The organism is Catellatospora paridis, assembly GCF_009720365.1.
GTDB lineage: Bacteria > Actinomycetota > Actinomycetes > Mycobacteriales > Micromonosporaceae > Catellatospora > Catellatospora paridis.
This window is the reverse complement of sequence record NZ_ML769312.1, coordinates 535859-551478: the sequence shown is the minus strand read 5'-3', so window position 1 is coordinate 551478 and position 15620 is coordinate 535859. Positions and strand designations below refer to the sequence as shown.

Here is a 15620-nt window from a genome sequence, read left to right as displayed (position 1 = left end):
TGGCACCTGTGCGTATCTTGAGTCCGCTTCCGCACACCTGCCGGGCAAGTCGGACGATCATCGCGGCGGTCAGGGTTCGGTGAGGTCGATGGCGGCGGCGGGGCAGTTGTAGGCGGCCTCGCGCACCACGGCGTACTCGGACTCGGGCGGTTCGGGTTGGCGCAGGACGACCAGGCCGAGGTCCTCGTCCTGGTCGAAGACCTCGGGGGCGGTGCGTACGCAGTTGCCCGAGCCGCAGCACGCGTCCCGGTCGACGGCGACCCGCAGCCGTCCGCTCACCACGTCACCGGCAGCCGCTGCACCCCGAACACGACCGCGTCGCGGTAGCGCACGTCGTCGGCGTCCACCGCCAGGGCCAGGCCGGGCAGCCGGGTGATCATTTCGGACAGGGCGATGCGCAGCTCGGCACGGGCCAGCGGCTGGCCGATGCACTGGTGGATGCCGAACCCGAACGCCATGTGCTGGTGCGAGCCGCGATTCAGGTCGAACTCCGCGCCGTCGGGGAACACGTCGGCGTCGCGGTTGGCGGCCGACAGCAGCGCGATGACGCCCTCCCCGGCCGCGATGCGGTGCCCGCCGACGTCGGTGTCGGCCACCGCGACCCGGGTCAGCCCGGTGCGCACGATGGTCAGGTAGCGCAGCAGCTCCTCGACGGTGTCGTCGATCAGTTCGGGCCGCTCCCGCAGCTGGCGCAGCTGCTCGGGGTGCTCCAGCAGCACGAGCGTGCTCAGGCCGATCATGTTCGAGGTGGTCTCGTGCCCGGCGATGAGCAGCAGCACGGACAGCCCGACCAGCTCCTCCTCGGTCATCTCGCCGGTGGCGACCCGCTCGGCGGCGAGCCGGCTGATCAGGTCCTCGCCGGGTGAGTCGCGGCGGGCGGCGATCAGCCGGGTCAGGTAGTCGCGCAGCTCCTCGATCGCGTCCCGGACCTGCTCGGGCGGGCTCGACCAGGCCAGCAGGATGCGGCTGCGCTCCTGGAAGTAGTCATGGTCGGTGTACGGGATCCCGAGCAGGTGGCAGATCACCATCGACGGGACCGGCAGCGCGAAGTGCTCGACGAGGTCGGCGGGCTGCTCTGCGGCGCGCATCTCCTCCAACGCGTCGACGACGGTCTGCCTGATCAGCGGTTCCAGCATCCGGATGTGCTTGATCATGAACTCGGGGGTGAGCATGCGGCGGAACTTCGTGTGCTCGGGCGGATCCATCCGGATCAGCGAGCCGTCCGGGCGGCGCGGCATGTCCTCGGGGATCGGCCTGATCAGCGGGAACCCCGGCCTGGTGAAGTCGCTGGAGAAGTCCGCGCTGCGCAGCAGCTCGCGCAGGTGCTCGTGCCGGGTGAACAGCCAGGCCTGCTGGCCGGTCGGCAACTGCACCCGCCCTACCCCGTCGGGGCCGAGGTCGGGCAGCAGCGGGTCGAGCCCCGCGTTGCCGAACGGGTAGGTCGGGACGTTCGTGGCCAGCGTGTCGGACATGTGAGACTCCCCCGTCGAACCCCCAGGACCACTCCAAGTTACTAGGGTTTGACCCTTTTGGCAGAGTTCTGGCCGACCGGCCGGCTGGTCAGGGAACCACGACCACCGGCCAGCGGCCCTGCTTGACCAGCCGGGTCGCCACCGAGCCGACGAACCGGTGCCCCGCCTGCGCGGACGCCCCGACGACCACCATGTCCGCCTTCACCTCGTCCGCCGCGGCGCGCAGCTCGGTGTACGGGTCGCCCCGGCGCACCATGAACGTCACCGGCAGCCCCATCTCCTCGGCCGCGAGGCGCACCTGCTCGCGCAGCTCGGCGGCCAGCTCCTCGGCGGTCTCCAGCGCCGCCACGGCGGCCTGCCCGTAAACCGCGGCGACCAGCCCGGCCGACTCCCCCACGAACACCACCACCAGGCGGCTGCGCTGGCGGCGGGCCAGCCCCGCGGCATAGGAGGCAGCCCGCGCCGAGGGCGGGCTGCCGTCCACGCCGACCATGATCACGCGCGGTCCGTCGGTGCCGCGCTCGAAGGCGCACGGGGCGGCGGCCGGGCCGTAGTGCTCGGTGCGCTGCTGCGGAAGGTCCACGGCCGGTCCCGCTCAGGCCCGACGGAGCGTCGGGGCGGACTCGGTGAATCCGCCCGCGGCGGCGGTCGACGCGTGCGGGTGCGCCGCCGTGGTGGGCAGGTCGCCGGGGAGAGGCCCGAAACCGTTGGGCACCCGGACCGCGGTCGGCGCGTAGCCGTACGACGGCGCGCCCTGCGGCGACCGCTCGCCGGCCTGCGCCGGGACGTACGACGGGTGGCCGTGGGCCGGCACAGGCATCCGGGTGTCGCCGTGCGGCGGCCAAGGGGTGGACGGCGCGTAGGCGAAAGCGGGCGCCGGGGCGTGCGGGCGCATGTCGGCCGGGGCGTCTGGCACGTGGGAGTACGCCGGGGCCGGGGCGGGCGGGCGCGCGCCCGCCGGGACCGGGGCGGCAGGAGCGTGCCCGTACGCCGGGGCCGGAGCGTGCTGGCGGGCGTCGGCGTGCGACGGGACCTGGGCGGCGGGCGCGGGGGCGGTCGGCGCGGGTGCCGGGGCCTCGGCGCCGGAGCGCAGCACGATGTCGGGCAGCAGCAGCGCGGCGATCACGCCGACCGCGCCGATGGCCGCCGAGATGAGGAAGATGTGGCCGGTCGCGTCGCCGTACGCCTCCCGGACGATGGTCTGGGCCACCGGCGGCAGGGCGTTGAGGTTCAGCGAGCCGCCGCCCGAGCCCGCGGGCAGGCCCGCCGCGGCCAGGTGCTCGGCAATGATCGACTGAACCCGGTTGGCCAGCACGGCGCCCAGCACCGAGACGCCGATGGTGCCGCCCAGTGAGCGGAAGAAGGTCACCGAGCCGGTGGCCGCGCCCAGGTCCTTCATGGCGGCGGTGTTCTGCACCGCGAGCACCAGGTTCTGCATGGTCATGCCGACGCCGAGACCGACCAGCAGCATGCCCACGCTGATCATGGTCAGCGGCGTGTCGTGGTCGATGAAGGACAGCCCGAGGAACCCGGCGACCAGCACGATCGCGCCGGTGACGATGTACGGCTTGACCTTGCCGGACTTGGTGACCAGACGGCCGGTGATTGTCGAGGAGATCAGGACGCCGAGCATCAGCGGCATGGTGAGCAGGCCGGCCTCGGTCGGGGTGTAGCCGCGGCCGATCTGGAAGTACTGGCCGAGGAAGACCGAGCCGCCGAACATGGCCATGCCGACCGCCAGGCTGGCGAGGATGGACAGGGCCGGAACCCGCTTGCTGATCACGGTGATCGGAACGACCGGGCTCTCCGCCCGCAGTTCCACCCACACCGCCGCGGCCAGCAGGAGCAGCGCCGCGCCGACCATGGCGAAGGTCTGCCAGGACAGCCAGTCGAACGAGTTGCCGACGAAGGACACCCAGACCAGCAGCGTGCTCACGCCGACGGCGATCAGGGCCGCGCCCACATAGTCGATCTTCGCCTTGACCCGGTGCCCTCGGGGCAGGTCCAGGGTCAGCCACAGCAGCGCGAAGGCGATCGCCGCGATGGGCACGCCGATGAAGAAGCACCAGCGCCAGCCCAGCCACGAGGTGTCCACGATCAGGCCGCCGAGCAGCGGCCCGGCCAGCGTCGCCACGGCCATCACACCGCCGAGGTAGCCGTTGTAGCGGCCGCGCTCGCGCGGCGGGATCATCGCCGCGATCACGATCTGCACCAGGGCCTGCAGGCCGCCGACGCCGATGCCCTGCACGGCGCGCGCTGCGATCACCTGGCTGGTGTCCTGGGCGAAACCGCTGAGCAGCGAGCCCACGACGAAGATCGCGATGGCGATCTGGACCAGCAGTTTCTTGCTGAACATGTCCGCCAGGCGCCCCCAGACCGGGGTCGTCGCGGTGGCGGCGAGCAGGGTCGCGGTGACGATCCAGGTGTACTGCGTCTGAGTGCCGTTCAGCTCGCCGACGATACGGGGCAGTGCGGTCGACACGATGGTCGAGCTGATCATGGCGACGAACAGCACGAGCAGCAGCCCACTCAGGGACTCCAGGATCTCGCGATGGCCCATGCGCAGGTGGCGGGGGGTGTGGCCGGGGTTGCTCATGGCATCGAATATGGCATCCAACTTGCGCAGTGTGCAAAGTTTCCCGATGTGCATTTCGCCACGGCGGCCGGTATCGTCTCCTGCTCGTGGAGCCGACGACGACCCTGCGCGAACGCAAGAAGGAAGCGACCCGGCAGGCGCTGCACGAAGCCGTGCTGCGCCTGGCCGTCGAGCGCGGCCTGGACGCGGTGACCGTCGACGCCATCGCCGACGAGGCCAACGTGTCGCGGCGCACCTTCTCCAACTACTTCGCCAACAAGGAGGACGCCCTCCTGTACGGCGACCGGGTGCGCGTCAACGCGCTGCTCGAACTGCTGCGCGCCCGCCCCGCCGCGGAGCCTCCTTGGCAGGCGCTCACCAACACGGCCGTGAGCCACTTCGAGCAGATCGGCGAGGTCGACCCGAACTGGGTCGCGCAGACCCGGCTGCTGCGCCGCCACCCGTCCCTGCTCGCCCAACAGGCCGCCGCCCAGACCTCCCTGGAGCAGGAACTCGCCGTGGAGGTCGCCGCGCGCGACCCCGGCCATCCCGACGAGCCGATGCGCTCCCGGGTGCTCGCCGCCGTCTTCCTGACCGCGCTGCGGACCGTGTTCGGCCTGTGGGTCGAGCAGGGAGGCGGAACCGCCCTGCCCGTCGCCGTACGGGCCGGGCTGGACCGCGCCGCCGAACCGTTCGCGTAGCCGCATGCGTCCCCCGACAACGGCCGCCCGTGATCGGCATTCAGCAAACTTTGCGCTGTGTGCAGCGTTACGAGTCGCTCGGCAAGCGACTCGCGAGCGGTATGGTCCGTGATCGTGAAGGCACTTCGCCGACGTAGCGCGCCGAAGGTATGCCGACGCCTGGCCCGGCCCTACCGGTCCCCGCGCCGGCAGGCCGCGGCACCCCGGGACCAGGCCCTGGTGCGTCGAAAGCCGCGCCCGCCCGCCGTGCCGCAGGAACCGTCGCCGGAGGGATCCCGACCGTCCGCGCCCGGCTGGCGGCGCTGGCTGCGCAGACTGCTGCCGGTGGCCGTGGTCGTGCTCGCCCTGCAGACGGTCAGTGGCCAGATCCCCGGCGTCGACCAGATCAAACCGGTCGTCGCAGACGGCGAGCTGGCCTGGATCGGGGTCGCGCTGCTGGCCGAGATCCTGTCGATGTCGCTGTTCGCCCGCCAGCAGACGAACCTGCTCAAGGGCGTCGGGGTCCAGGCGAGCCTGGGCGGGGCGCTGGCGCTGGCGTACACCCGCTCCGCGCTCTCGATCAGCATGCCCGCCGGCACAGCGGTCTCCGCCGCGTACGCCTTCCGGCGCTTCCGCCGCTGGGGCGCGAGCCGCGAGGCGGCGACCGCCGTGATGATCATGTCTGGCGTCAGCTCGTTCATCGCGCTCGCACTGCTCTACGTCGCGGGCTACCTGCTCATCTTCCTCGCCTCACCCGTGTCGACCTGGCAGGACCAGCCGGTCCTGACCCTCGCGGTCCTCACGGTCAGCACCGGGACCGCCGCCCTGCTGGTGCGCCACCGGCTGCGGGCGCGCGCCTCGCTGACCATCGACGGGCCGGTGGACGAGGAGGACCTCGACTTCCTCGCCACCGCCCCGAACCCGGCCGCCGACGACTCCGGACGGCTTACCCGCGCCGGCCTCGTCCACGCGCAGCTGCGACGGCTCGGGCAGCTGCTGCGCGACGTGGCCGCGGTCGCCGAGAGCATGCCGCGACGCCACCGCACCGCGGCGCTGGGCCTGTCGGCGCTCAACTGGCTCGCCGACCTGGCCTGCCTCGTCGCCGTCGCGCAGGCCTTCCACCTGCCGCTGGACCTGCTCCAGCTCGGCACGATCTACGTGGCCGCGCAGCTGGTCCGGCAGATCCCGATCACCCCCGGCGGCATCGGCGTCATCGAGGCGACCCTGCTCGCCGCACTGACCGCCGCGGGCGCGGAACCGGCCGCCGCCGCGGCGACCGTGCTCGGCTACCGGCTGCTGTCCTGCTGGCTGGTCATCCCCGCCGGCCTGACCACCTGGGCGTTCTCGCGCCGGGCCGACCGCCGCACGACCGCCGACCCGGCACCGGCTGCCGGGTCAGCGGCGACAGGACCGGTCCCGGCGACGGCAGCGGTCCCGGCGACGCCGCCGAACTCGGCAGCAGGGACGAAGGCGACCGCGACAACGGGCTGACGCAGCCGGTCACCGGCGGGGCGCGGGCTGCGCCACTTCGGGTCCGCCGGTGCTGTTCGGGGTGGCGCTGCTGGCGGTTCTCGCGATCACCGGCCTGGTGCTGTGGCGTCGGGGTCTCCGTCGGCGGGCGTGGACGACGCGCGCCACGCCCAGCGGCCCAACGCCAGCACCGTGAGCACCTCAAAGGTGGCCATGCCGCGCTCCACGAAGCCGAGCGGGATCACGTCCCACCACGGCAGCCCGGTATACGGCGTGAGCAGGTACGCGCCGATGATGACACTGAAGAAGGCGAGGGCGGCCAGGGCGGGAATCGCGGTCAGCCAGACGCTGCCCCGCCAACGCCGCTCCCGCCGCCACATCACGGTGACCAGCAGCGCGCCCAGGGGCAGGCTGAGGAACGCGACCAGGCTCGCCATCCGGTGGATGGTCCCGTGCGTCGACGGGCCGACCGACCAGTCGTGCTTCGGGAAGTACACCACGGCGGCCAGACCCGCCGACCACAGCAGCAGCCCCAGCGAGGCGAGCGAGGTGGGCCGGATCAGCTTGGCGTACGCCAGCGCCACGAACACGGCCAGTGAACCCGCCGCGAGGATCAGCACCCCGAGGTTGAACACCCAGCCGGTCTCGTAGTACGCGTACTCGCTGATCGTCCGGCGGACCGGGCTGATCGACGCCGTCGGCGGCAGCACGTGCAGCGCGGACACGGCCAGCACCCCGGTCACGACGGCGGCGAACCCGGCGGCGGCGAACGTTCGGGCGAGGGAGGCGGACGGCATACCGTCGATCATCTCGCATCGGCACCGCGCGCGTGGCACCGCCGAGCGATGACCGATCGGCTGGGTTCGGCAGCGGATCAGCCGGGCACATTCGGCCGCCGGGCTCAGCGCGCCACAGGACCACGGCGCAAGCTCCCGCGCTAGCGTGTGACGGCTGCGTGACGGGCTGTACCGGCGGCCACGCCGACCGGTAGCCCCACCCGCCGTCCGGTTACCACCACCGCTCCAATGCAGTTGGGGGATGTGTCCATGAGCGACAGCCGGGTGATCGTTCCATCACGGTCGGACGAACTGGTCCGCCAGGTCGGACGAGAACTCATCGACCGGGGTATGGGAAAGCGGCGCTCTCTCTTCAGCCCCGAAAAGTTTGTATGGACCCCCGAGACGACAGCGGAGCTGCACGCCCGGTACAACGAGCGGCCCGACCTCAGCAGCGACGCCTTCCTCGTCAAGCTGAGCCGCCAGCTCGACGGCGCGTCGGACGAGGCTGTGCAGCTCATGGCCGAGCTGCTGACGTTGCAGGGCTTGCCTCTGGGCAACCTGACCGGCGCGACACTGCACGCCAACGTCACCACGGTGCTGAGCTGGATGCGTCGGCCCGTGGCCATCCCGGAGCACGTCGCGGCAGCCTTCCATCAGGGCACCTGGAACGGCGGCACCGGTGCGCACACCATGCGCTGGAAGTGGCTGGCCGACGCGGTGGAACTCCTCGGCAACTGGTGGTCGCTGAGCGCGGAGGACCAGAACCGAGCGCTGACCGACCCGTGGGTGTGGCAGAACACGATCCACCGCTTCCCCGGAATCCCCTCGCTCCGAGAAGAACTGCTTTACCTGGGATTTCCGACCCACTTCCTGCCCATCGTCAACATCGGCCACAAGAAGGCGATCCGCGAAGCGTTCGCCGAGACCGCAGACGAGCGCTCTGGCGACCTGGACCGGGCGCTGTTCTCCATCACCGTGCGGGCCCAGGGCGAGGAGCAGGGGTCGGTCGACTTCTACCGCCGGCCGTTCGTCGGGCAGTGGCGCAAGCAGTCGAGTCGCCCGCCCGGCGAGCGGCGTGCCTGGCTGGTGCGGCCCCGCCCGGGTGGAGCGCAGCTGGCGCGCACCTGGGTGGCCGAATCCGTCGTATCGCTCGACGCGACCCACCTGGGCGACGTCACCGCGGGTGCGTCGCCGGCCGAGGTGCGCGCCGCGGTGGATGCCGGCTACCGCCACCTGAGCTACACCCAGCGCGTCACGCTGGCCGACGAGTTCCACATGTTCATGTCACGCATGGACAGTGACGACGTCGTCGTCACGGTCGTCGACGACACGCTCCTGCTCGGCGTCCTGGAGGGCGAGCCCACGTTGAATGACGGCTCGCCACCCGAGGGCCCGGATGGCCGGTTGCGGCTGTCCAGGTCCGCGGGGTGGCTGCGGTCGTCGCTCAAGGTCACCGACCTGCCGCCCGCCATGCAGACGGAACTCGATCAGCAGGGCACGGTCGTCGATCTCACCCGGGCGCTGGACGGTCTCGCCGGATTCCTCCAGGTGACCGACCAGGACACCACGCCGGTGACGGCCGCCGCCGTCGCGCCGCAGGTCCGGCCGGTACCCAGGCTCACCGCCGTGACAAGTGAGCTGGCAGGCAAGCTCCACATGACCGAGCCGTGGCTGCAGGACCTCGTGGATCTCCTCCAGGCACGATCGCAGATCGTGCTGTTCGGGCCGCCGGGCACGGGCAAGACCTACCTCGCCCGGGCGCTCGCGGCACACCTGGCCGAGCGTGACGCGGTCCGGTTGGTGCAGTTCCACCCGTCATACGCCTACGAGGACTTCTTCGAGGGATTCCGCCCGGTCGAGGGGGCTGACGGGGCGCCGGTGGGCTTCGCGAAGGTGCCCGGGCCCCTGCGGGAGATCGCCGAGGCGGCCCGGCTGGCCCCCGACAAGCCCTTCATTATGATCATCGACGAGATGAACCGGGCCAACCTGGCGAAGGTGTTCGGCGAGCTGTACTTCCTGCTGGAGTACCGCGACAGCACGGTACGGCTGCAGTACTCCCCCGCCGAGGCGTTCAGCCTGCCGCCCAACATCTTCATCATCGCCACCATGAACACCGCCGACCGTTCGATCGCGCTGGTCGACGCCGCGATCCGACGCCGGTTCGCCTTCGTCGAGCTGCACCCCGAGCAGGAGCCGGTCCGTGACGTGCTCGGCCGGTGGCTGTCGGCCAATGCCGAGGCGGGAGACCAACGTGCTGCGCTGCTGGCTGCGCTGAACGAGGCCATCGGCGAGGCGTACCACGACATCAAGATCGGTCCGTCGTATCTGATGCGCGACGGCCTCGACGGCGACCCGGCGCTGGAGCGGGTGTGGCGGTACGACCTGATGCCGCTGCTCGAAGAACACTTCTTCGGCCAACTGTCCCGTGCTGAGGTGGCCCGGCGGTTCGGCTTCGCGGCGATCCAGACCCGCTCCCGAGCCGCGACCCCGAGCACCGGGACCGAGCCTCGGTGACCGTCACGGAGCGCGTCGACCTCACGGAGCTGGACGGCAGCGGAAAGACCCTGGTCCTCGACGACGCGCTGGCGGACGCGCTGAACGCGACCGGCCTCGTCGGCGCCGCGCGTCGAGAGGATGGGCAGTGGCATCTCACTCCCCGCCGCAACAAGGTCGGCGCGGTGCGCGTCGGCGGACTGGACGTTCAGGTCAGACCGAAGGTGACCGTCGACCGGATGCTGTTCATGCTCGGTTACGCCAGGAACCCCGGGTTCCGTCCGGAGGACGTCAGCGCCGGACCTGACGCCGACCTGTGGCCCGCCCTGGCGGAGTCGCTGATCCGTCACGTCGAACGCGCCCTGGCACCGGGCGTGCTGGAGGGCTACGTCCTGACGCAGGACGCCCTGCCCGTGGTACGCGGGCGCATCCGGCTCGGTGACCAGTTTGCCCGGCGCCCGGGCGCGCTGCTGCCGCTGGAGGTCAGCTTCGACGACCATGCCGTCGACATCCCGGAGAACCAGATCATCCGAACCGCGCTCGGGCGCATGATGGCCGTCCCCCGGCTGACCGACGACGTACGTGCCAGGCTCGGTCGCCTCCACGGGCGGCTGCGGGGCGCGCGGACGCTGCCGATCGGGGCGGCACCGCCTCCGTGGTACCCGAACAGGCGCAACGCGCGATACGTGCCCGCGCTGCGGCTGGCCGACCTCATCGTGCAACAACAATCGGCAGAGTTCGGGCCGGGCGGTGTCGACATGGCCGCGTTCGTGGTCGACATGTGGAAGGTGTTCGAGGATTTCGTCAGCGTGGCGCTGCGCGAGGCCCTTGCCGGATATGGAGGGCATACCGAACATCAGTATGAATCGCACCTGGACGAGGAGAAGCGCCTTCGGCTCAGACCCGATGTGGTGCACCTCGTCGACGGGAAGCCGATCGTGGTGTTCGACGCCAAGTACAAGCTGGAGAGCAGCTCATCCCGTTATCCCGAGGCGGACAGCTACCAGATGCTCGCCTACTGCACGGCGCTGCAGGTGAGCACCGCCTGGCTGGTGTACGCGGAAGGCACTACGCAGCGGGAGCACCGGGTGCGCAACAGCACCTTCAGCATCGTCCACTACCCGCTGGACCTCTCCGCTTCGCCCCACGACCTACTGGCGCAGGTGGCCGACCTCGCCGCGGCAGCGATGGCGGTCCGCCCGGCCCTTGCGGGCCTGCAGAACTAGTCCGAGGCCCCGGCCACCGGACCCACGGTCGTGTCCGCCCTACGGCTGGTGCTCGCTCAACCGGGTGCCGCCCCTGATCAAGACGCTGTCGCTGGAGCCGGTTGGGGGGCAGCGGCGTCGGCCTGCACCGTGATCCGGCCCGAGCGCCAGGCGAGCACGCCTGCGCCGACGGCGAGCACCGCGCACACCGGCCACAGCGCGCCCGGGGCGACGCCGTACAGCAGCGCGCCGAGCGGGGCGGCCAGCATGGTTCCGCTGGTCGCCGCACCGCTGTAGAGGCCCTGGTACCGGCCGGTCAGCGCGATCGGGGCGCGGTCGAGCACGTGCGCGGTGGCGGTGGTCTTGTAGAGGATCTCGCCGGCGGTCAGCACCACCATCGCGGCGATCACCACGGCCGCGGTGGAGCCGAGGCCGAACAGCGCCATGCCGACGCCGACCAGGGCGTATCCCACGGCGACGATGCCTGCCGCGGGCAGCCGCCGCAGCAGCATGGTCACCGGGATCTCCAGCAGCAGGATGAGCCCGGAGCCGACGGCGAGCACGGTGGCGTACACGGTCAGCTGCTGACCGTTGTCGCGCAGGTAGACCGGCAGCGTCGAGTACAGCTGGCGGTAGACGACGTCGACCATGACGATCGCGGGCAGCAGCATCAGCAGGCCGCGGTCGGCGAGCACGCTGCGCCACAGCCCGGCGGGACGGTCTGCGGTGGGCGTGGTCTGCCGCTCGGGTTCGGCCCGCAGCAGCGCCGCGGTGACCGCCCGAACGGCCAGAATGACCAGGCCGTCGATGACGAACAGGGCAGTGAAGTGTTCCACGGCGAGCAGCGCGCCGACCGGCGGTCCGATGACGCAGCCCGCGTTGAACGCGGCCCGGCTGATCGCGACGGCCCGTCGCCGGTCGCCGGCGGGCACGGCCAGCGCGGTCAGCGCGCCCTGCGAGGTGCCCGCGGTCGCGCCGCTGTAGCCGAGCAGTGCCGTGGACACCGCGAGCAGCGCCACCGGCGTCCACGGGATGAGCAGGGTGACCAGACCGGCGACGGTGGAGGCGAGCAGCATGACCCGGCGGTGGCCGTACCGGTCGCCGAACCAGCCGCCGGTGAAGTTGCCCGCGAGCAGGCCGACGCCGAGCGCTCCGCTGATCAGACCGGCCTGTTCCAGCGGCAGCTGCCGCGGTCCGGTGAGGTAGAGGAACAGGAAGGTGAAGACGAAGGACCCGGCGGCGTTGACGAACCGGCCGACGGCAAGGATCCACACGACCCGGGGGATGTCACGCACGAACGCACCCTAGAACCCGTGATCATGTTCGCGCAAAGGCGTTACCGCCGTCCGAGCAGATCACGTCCGGCTCGGCGACGGACACGTCCACCACCGGTCAGCTGCTCGACAGTACGATCACCCGGTCGATGGGCGGCATGACCTGCTCCTTGTCGGGGTTCAGGACCACCCCGTGCTCGTCGCCGCTGTCGGTCACCCGGTAGCCGATGGCGACCTCGCCGCGCCGGGCCGCCGCCGCGACCACCGTCGCGAAGGTGATCGTCGCACCGGCCCGCAGGTAGTAGCTCGCCGGACGGATGTAGATCTCCGCGCCGTCGGCGTCGAACAGGTCCGCGAAGACCGACTCCAGGTGGCGGTTCTCCGAGATCTGCGTCATCAGCAGGCTCACCAGCTGCTCGCTGACCACGAAGTCGTCGGCCTTGGTCAGCTGGGCCAGCGCCCGGTCGCGGTCGTCGCGCATCTCGCTGACGATCGAGCCCGGCCCGCGCCCGGCCAGGATGTCGCGCAGGTGCAGCAGGGTGACCAGCACCCGCGAGTCGGCGGTCAGCGCGTCCAGGTCGTCGTCGGACAGCACGATCACGTTGTGGTACGACGCCACGTCCAGCGTCTCCAGCACCCCGCGGTCGCGGGTGTCACCCGCCTTGGAGCGGATCAGCAGGCGGCTCAGCCGCGGCGCGAGCCGCCCCACGGCCGGGGTCGCGTCGGGCCGGTCGGTGACCACGTCCACCGTGGACCCGGCCGCCACATACACGTCGAGCTGCTCGACGATCCGGGCGGCCCGCCGGTTCCAGCCCAGGATCAGCGTGCTCTCCGGAGCCGCGGGGCCGCGCACCCCGTGCACGATCGCGGTGTCGTCGACGGCGAACGGCGCGGTCGCGAGAGTGATCATCGAATCGTCGCGAGCCAGCAGCACGATCCGGTCGCCGGGGCTGATCACCGTGCCGGGCGGCGGGTTGAGCACGGTCTTGCCGTCGGCCAGCAGCAGACCCAGCGGGCAGCACTGCTTGTACGCCAGCAGCGCCTGCGCGAACGGCCGCCCGACCAGGGTCGGCTCGACGGCCATGTAGATCTCGTCGCCGCCGAAGTCGAACAGGTCGTGGTAGACCACCGACAGCTTGGACTGCCGCGCGGTCTGCACGATGAGCCGCGCGCCGATGTCGTCGCCGTCGAGCACGACCGCGTCGCCGCCGGCGAGCTTGGCCACGGCCCGGTTGCGGCTGTCGCGCACCGCCGCCACGACGTGGTGCGGGCGGCCCCGGAACGCCGGGCCCTTGTTGATCGCGAGCAGGGTCTTCAGCACGTATGCGTCGGCGTCCTCGGCGGACGCGCCGTCCGGGGCCAGCACGATGATCGACCTGGCCTCGTTGAGGTTGACCATCTCGAGGTCCTTGAGGTCGAGCGGGCTGCCCGTGCGGAAGATCAGCCGGGTCCGGCCGGTGTCGCCGATCCGGTGCTCGACCCGGTCCTCCATGGTGACCTTGTCCTGCTCGGCGAGCACGACCACGGCGGCGCGGCGGCGGCTCGCGTTCGCCTCCACCATCTCGGTGATCACCGTGTAGATCTGGTCGGACCAGCCGAGCACCACGGTGTGGTCGCGTTCGAGCACCGCCGAGCGGCCCTTGCGCAGCTGCTCCAGGCGGCGGTTGATGCCGCTGGTGAGCAGACCGATCAGGGCGCTGGCGACGAAGATGCCGCCGAGGGCGAGCACGAACCACATCGGCAGCACGACCCAGCCGGCCTCGGCCGGCGCGGACAGGCTGAACGCGGTGACGAAGGTCTTCCACAGCAGGCGCAGCGGGTCTTCGCCCTCGCCGGTCGGGTCGGCGATCTCGATGGCCACGGTGACCACGAGCACCAGGGCGAAGGAGGCTACGGCGAGCCAGCCGATGAGCCCGGTGGTGCCGCGCGACATGGTGTTGTCGAACCAGTAGCGCAGCCGGGCGCGGAGGCTCACCTTACGGGCCATGAGCTGGAAGTCCTTTGAACGCAGGAAGGGGGCATGCGCTGCGGTCGATCCAGGTGCGGGCTCACTCTAATGGCGGCCGTACCCGAGACGCGGCGGGGTGCCGGACCGGCCGGTAACGACGGAGCGGGCCGGTGCGCTTGGCACCGGCCCGCTCGCCCTCCCCGCCGGTTACGGCTGCTGTACCAGCCGGAACGACTGCGCGCCGGTGCCGTTGCAGGCGTATTGCACCAGCTGGACGCTGTCGGCCATGGACGCGGCCGGCACGTCCAGGCACTTGCCGCTGTTGCGGTTGACGAGGTGGTAGTAGCCGCCGCCCTCCGCGACGGGCAGCCACTGCTGGTTGTTGCCGCCGCTGTAGGTCCACAGCTGGATCGGCGCGTTGTCGGCCGTGGACACGTTGGTCACATCCAGCGAGCGGGCGCTGTTGAGCCTGATGTCGACGTGGGTGTAGCCGCCGGTGGTGGGCGTGAAGCGGAACTGCTGCGCGGTGGTGTTGTTGCAGGTGTACTGCTGGATCGCGGTGCCGTTGGCCGACGCCGCGGCGCGAGCGTCGAGGCACTTGCCGCTGTTGCGGTTGACCGCGCTGTACCAGGCGGTCGGCGAGATCGGCCCGGACGACGCCGACGGCGCCGGGGAGGCCGACGGGCTGGGGCCGGTGGTCGCCCCGCCCAGCCACAGCAGGCCGTCGATCAGCCAGCGGTTCTGCACCTCGCTGGCGAACGTCGAGGACAGCCGGGTGTTGGTGCTGTAGTTCATCGCGTTGTGCCCGAAGTTCGCGTACAGCATCTTGTAGGTGCGGTTGGTCCAGATGAGCGGGTGGTAGCCGCTGTACCAGGTCTGGTTCGGGTCGGTGCCGACCGGGTAGCTACCGGGGTCGATCGAGGCCAGGATGTCGATGTTCGGGTTGGTGCGCAGGTCGTTGCGCCACGAATACCACTCGCTGACCGCCGAGGTCCAGGTCGCGGGCAGCCGCGTGGTGGACGGGTGGGCGCGTTCGGTGCGCATGGTGACGCTGGTCGGCCCCCAGGTGTTGGAGACGAACGCCCCGGTGCCCAGGAAGGTGTTGTAGTACCAGCTCCAGGTGTTCGGGTCGGTGTTGAACGCGGTGACGTGGAAGCCCATCCACGCACCCCCGTTCTGCATGTACTGCTGGAACGCGGCCCGCTGCCCGGACGGCGGCGCGTCGTCCAGGAACATGATCACCTTGTACTGGGCGAGGTTGCCGGTGTTGAGCCGGCTCCAGTCGGTGGTCGCCTCCCAGGTGAAGTTGTTCTGCGCGGCGGCCTGCGGGAACCAGACCAGCGCCTCCTTGTCGAAGTCGATGTGCGCGGCGTCCCAGGTGCCGTTGTAGAAGGCGAGCACCTTGAACGCGGGCGCGGCCTGTGCGGTGCCCGCGCCCGTGACCACTGTCGCGGTGATCGCGGTGAGCAGGGCGGCGAGTGCGGCGAGCCACCACCTGGCGGTGGTGCGCAGTGTTCTGGACACGACGGGTCCTCCGGTTTCGTGCATAGCGGGGCGAGGAACGGGTTCTGCCCCTCCAGGACCACCTGGTGAAACCGTTCGTAAACATTCTTAACTGAGAATCCGTCGATAGGCAAGATTGGTTTCCTATTCGGATCGCCGGTCCATCCCGTGAGGAGACGTCACCTCCGGCTCACCCCGGTGGACCGGCGGCGCTATCCTTG

At 71.1% G+C, this 15620-nt stretch carries 11 protein-coding genes and 1 pseudogene; 4 read left to right on the top strand and 8 right to left on the bottom strand.

What is annotated here, in order from left to right:
- Positions 1 to 69: 69 nt before the first annotated feature.
- The 4 genes and pseudogenes from F9C41_RS02270 to F9C41_RS02255 form a co-directional block, all read right to left on the bottom strand.
- Positions 70 to 279, bottom strand: a complete 210-nt coding sequence (locus F9C41_RS02270) for a ferredoxin (protein WP_230689227.1) — start codon at positions 277 to 279, stop codon at positions 70 to 72.
- Positions 276 to 1472 carry a cytochrome P450 gene (locus tag F9C41_RS02265; RefSeq protein WP_155384878.1) on the bottom strand — a complete coding sequence of 399 codons (1197 nt, stop codon included), beginning with the start codon at positions 1470 to 1472 and terminating at the stop codon, positions 276 to 278. The genes F9C41_RS02270 and F9C41_RS02265 overlap by 4 nt, the downstream gene beginning before the upstream one ends.
- Before the next feature lie 88 nt (positions 1473 to 1560).
- Positions 1561 to 2055, bottom strand: coding sequence for a universal stress protein (locus tag F9C41_RS02260; RefSeq protein WP_230689226.1), 495 nt, complete (start codon positions 2053 to 2055; stop codon positions 1561 to 1563).
- A 447-nt stretch (positions 2056 to 2502) separates the two neighbouring features.
- Positions 2503 to 4068 (bottom strand): annotated as a pseudogene (locus tag F9C41_RS02255) (MDR family MFS transporter); the annotation flags it as partial.
- 86 nt (positions 4069 to 4154) lie between these two features.
- Between F9C41_RS02255 and F9C41_RS02250 the strand changes: the two are divergent.
- Positions 4155 to 4748 (top strand): TetR/AcrR family transcriptional regulator, encoded by a 594-nt coding sequence (locus F9C41_RS02250; protein ID WP_230689225.1) that lies wholly within the window; start codon positions 4155 to 4157, stop codon positions 4746 to 4748.
- 114 nt (positions 4749 to 4862) lie between these two features.
- The gene (locus tag F9C41_RS02245; RefSeq protein ID WP_230689224.1) at positions 4863 to 6218 is read left to right on the top strand and encodes a lysylphosphatidylglycerol synthase transmembrane domain-containing protein; all 1356 of its coding nucleotides are present in this window, start codon (positions 4863 to 4865) and stop codon (positions 6216 to 6218) included.
- 86 nt (positions 6219 to 6304) lie between these two features.
- Here F9C41_RS02245 and F9C41_RS02240 read toward each other — a convergent pair whose 3' ends face one another.
- The gene (locus tag F9C41_RS02240; RefSeq protein ID WP_196279591.1) at positions 6305 to 6994 is read right to left on the bottom strand and encodes a DUF998 domain-containing protein; all 690 of its coding nucleotides are present in this window, start codon (positions 6992 to 6994) and stop codon (positions 6305 to 6307) included.
- A 249-nt stretch (positions 6995 to 7243) separates the two neighbouring features.
- On the opposite strand from F9C41_RS02240, the gene F9C41_RS02235 reads away from it, so the two are divergent.
- Both F9C41_RS02235 and F9C41_RS02230 read left to right on the top strand, forming a co-directional pair.
- Positions 7244 to 9490, top strand: coding sequence for an AAA family ATPase (locus tag F9C41_RS02235; protein ID WP_155384876.1), 2247 nt, complete (start codon positions 7244 to 7246; stop codon positions 9488 to 9490).
- Positions 9487 to 10695, top strand: coding sequence for an McrC family protein (locus F9C41_RS02230; RefSeq protein ID WP_155384875.1), 1209 nt, complete (start codon positions 9487 to 9489; stop codon positions 10693 to 10695). Before F9C41_RS02235 ends, F9C41_RS02230 begins: the two co-directional genes overlap by 4 nt.
- Before the next feature lie 77 nt (positions 10696 to 10772).
- Here the strand turns inward: F9C41_RS02230 and F9C41_RS02225 are convergent, their stop codons facing one another.
- The 3 genes from F9C41_RS02225 to F9C41_RS02215 all read right to left on the bottom strand — a co-directional run bounded on the left by F9C41_RS02225 (position 10773) and on the right by F9C41_RS02215 (position 15420).
- Positions 10773 to 11969, bottom strand: a complete 1197-nt coding sequence (locus F9C41_RS02225) for an MFS transporter (RefSeq protein ID WP_155384874.1) — start codon at positions 11967 to 11969, stop codon at positions 10773 to 10775.
- 97 nt (positions 11970 to 12066) lie between these two features.
- The gene (locus F9C41_RS02220) at positions 12067 to 13935 is read right to left on the bottom strand and encodes a CASTOR/POLLUX-related putative ion channel (protein WP_155384873.1); all 1869 of its coding nucleotides are present in this window, start codon (positions 13933 to 13935) and stop codon (positions 12067 to 12069) included.
- Between the two features lie 168 nt (positions 13936 to 14103).
- Positions 14104 to 15420 carry a ThuA domain-containing protein gene (locus F9C41_RS02215; protein ID WP_230689223.1) on the bottom strand — a complete coding sequence of 439 codons (1317 nt, stop codon included), beginning with the start codon at positions 15418 to 15420 and terminating at the stop codon, positions 14104 to 14106.
- Positions 15421 to 15620 lie beyond the last annotated feature (200 nt).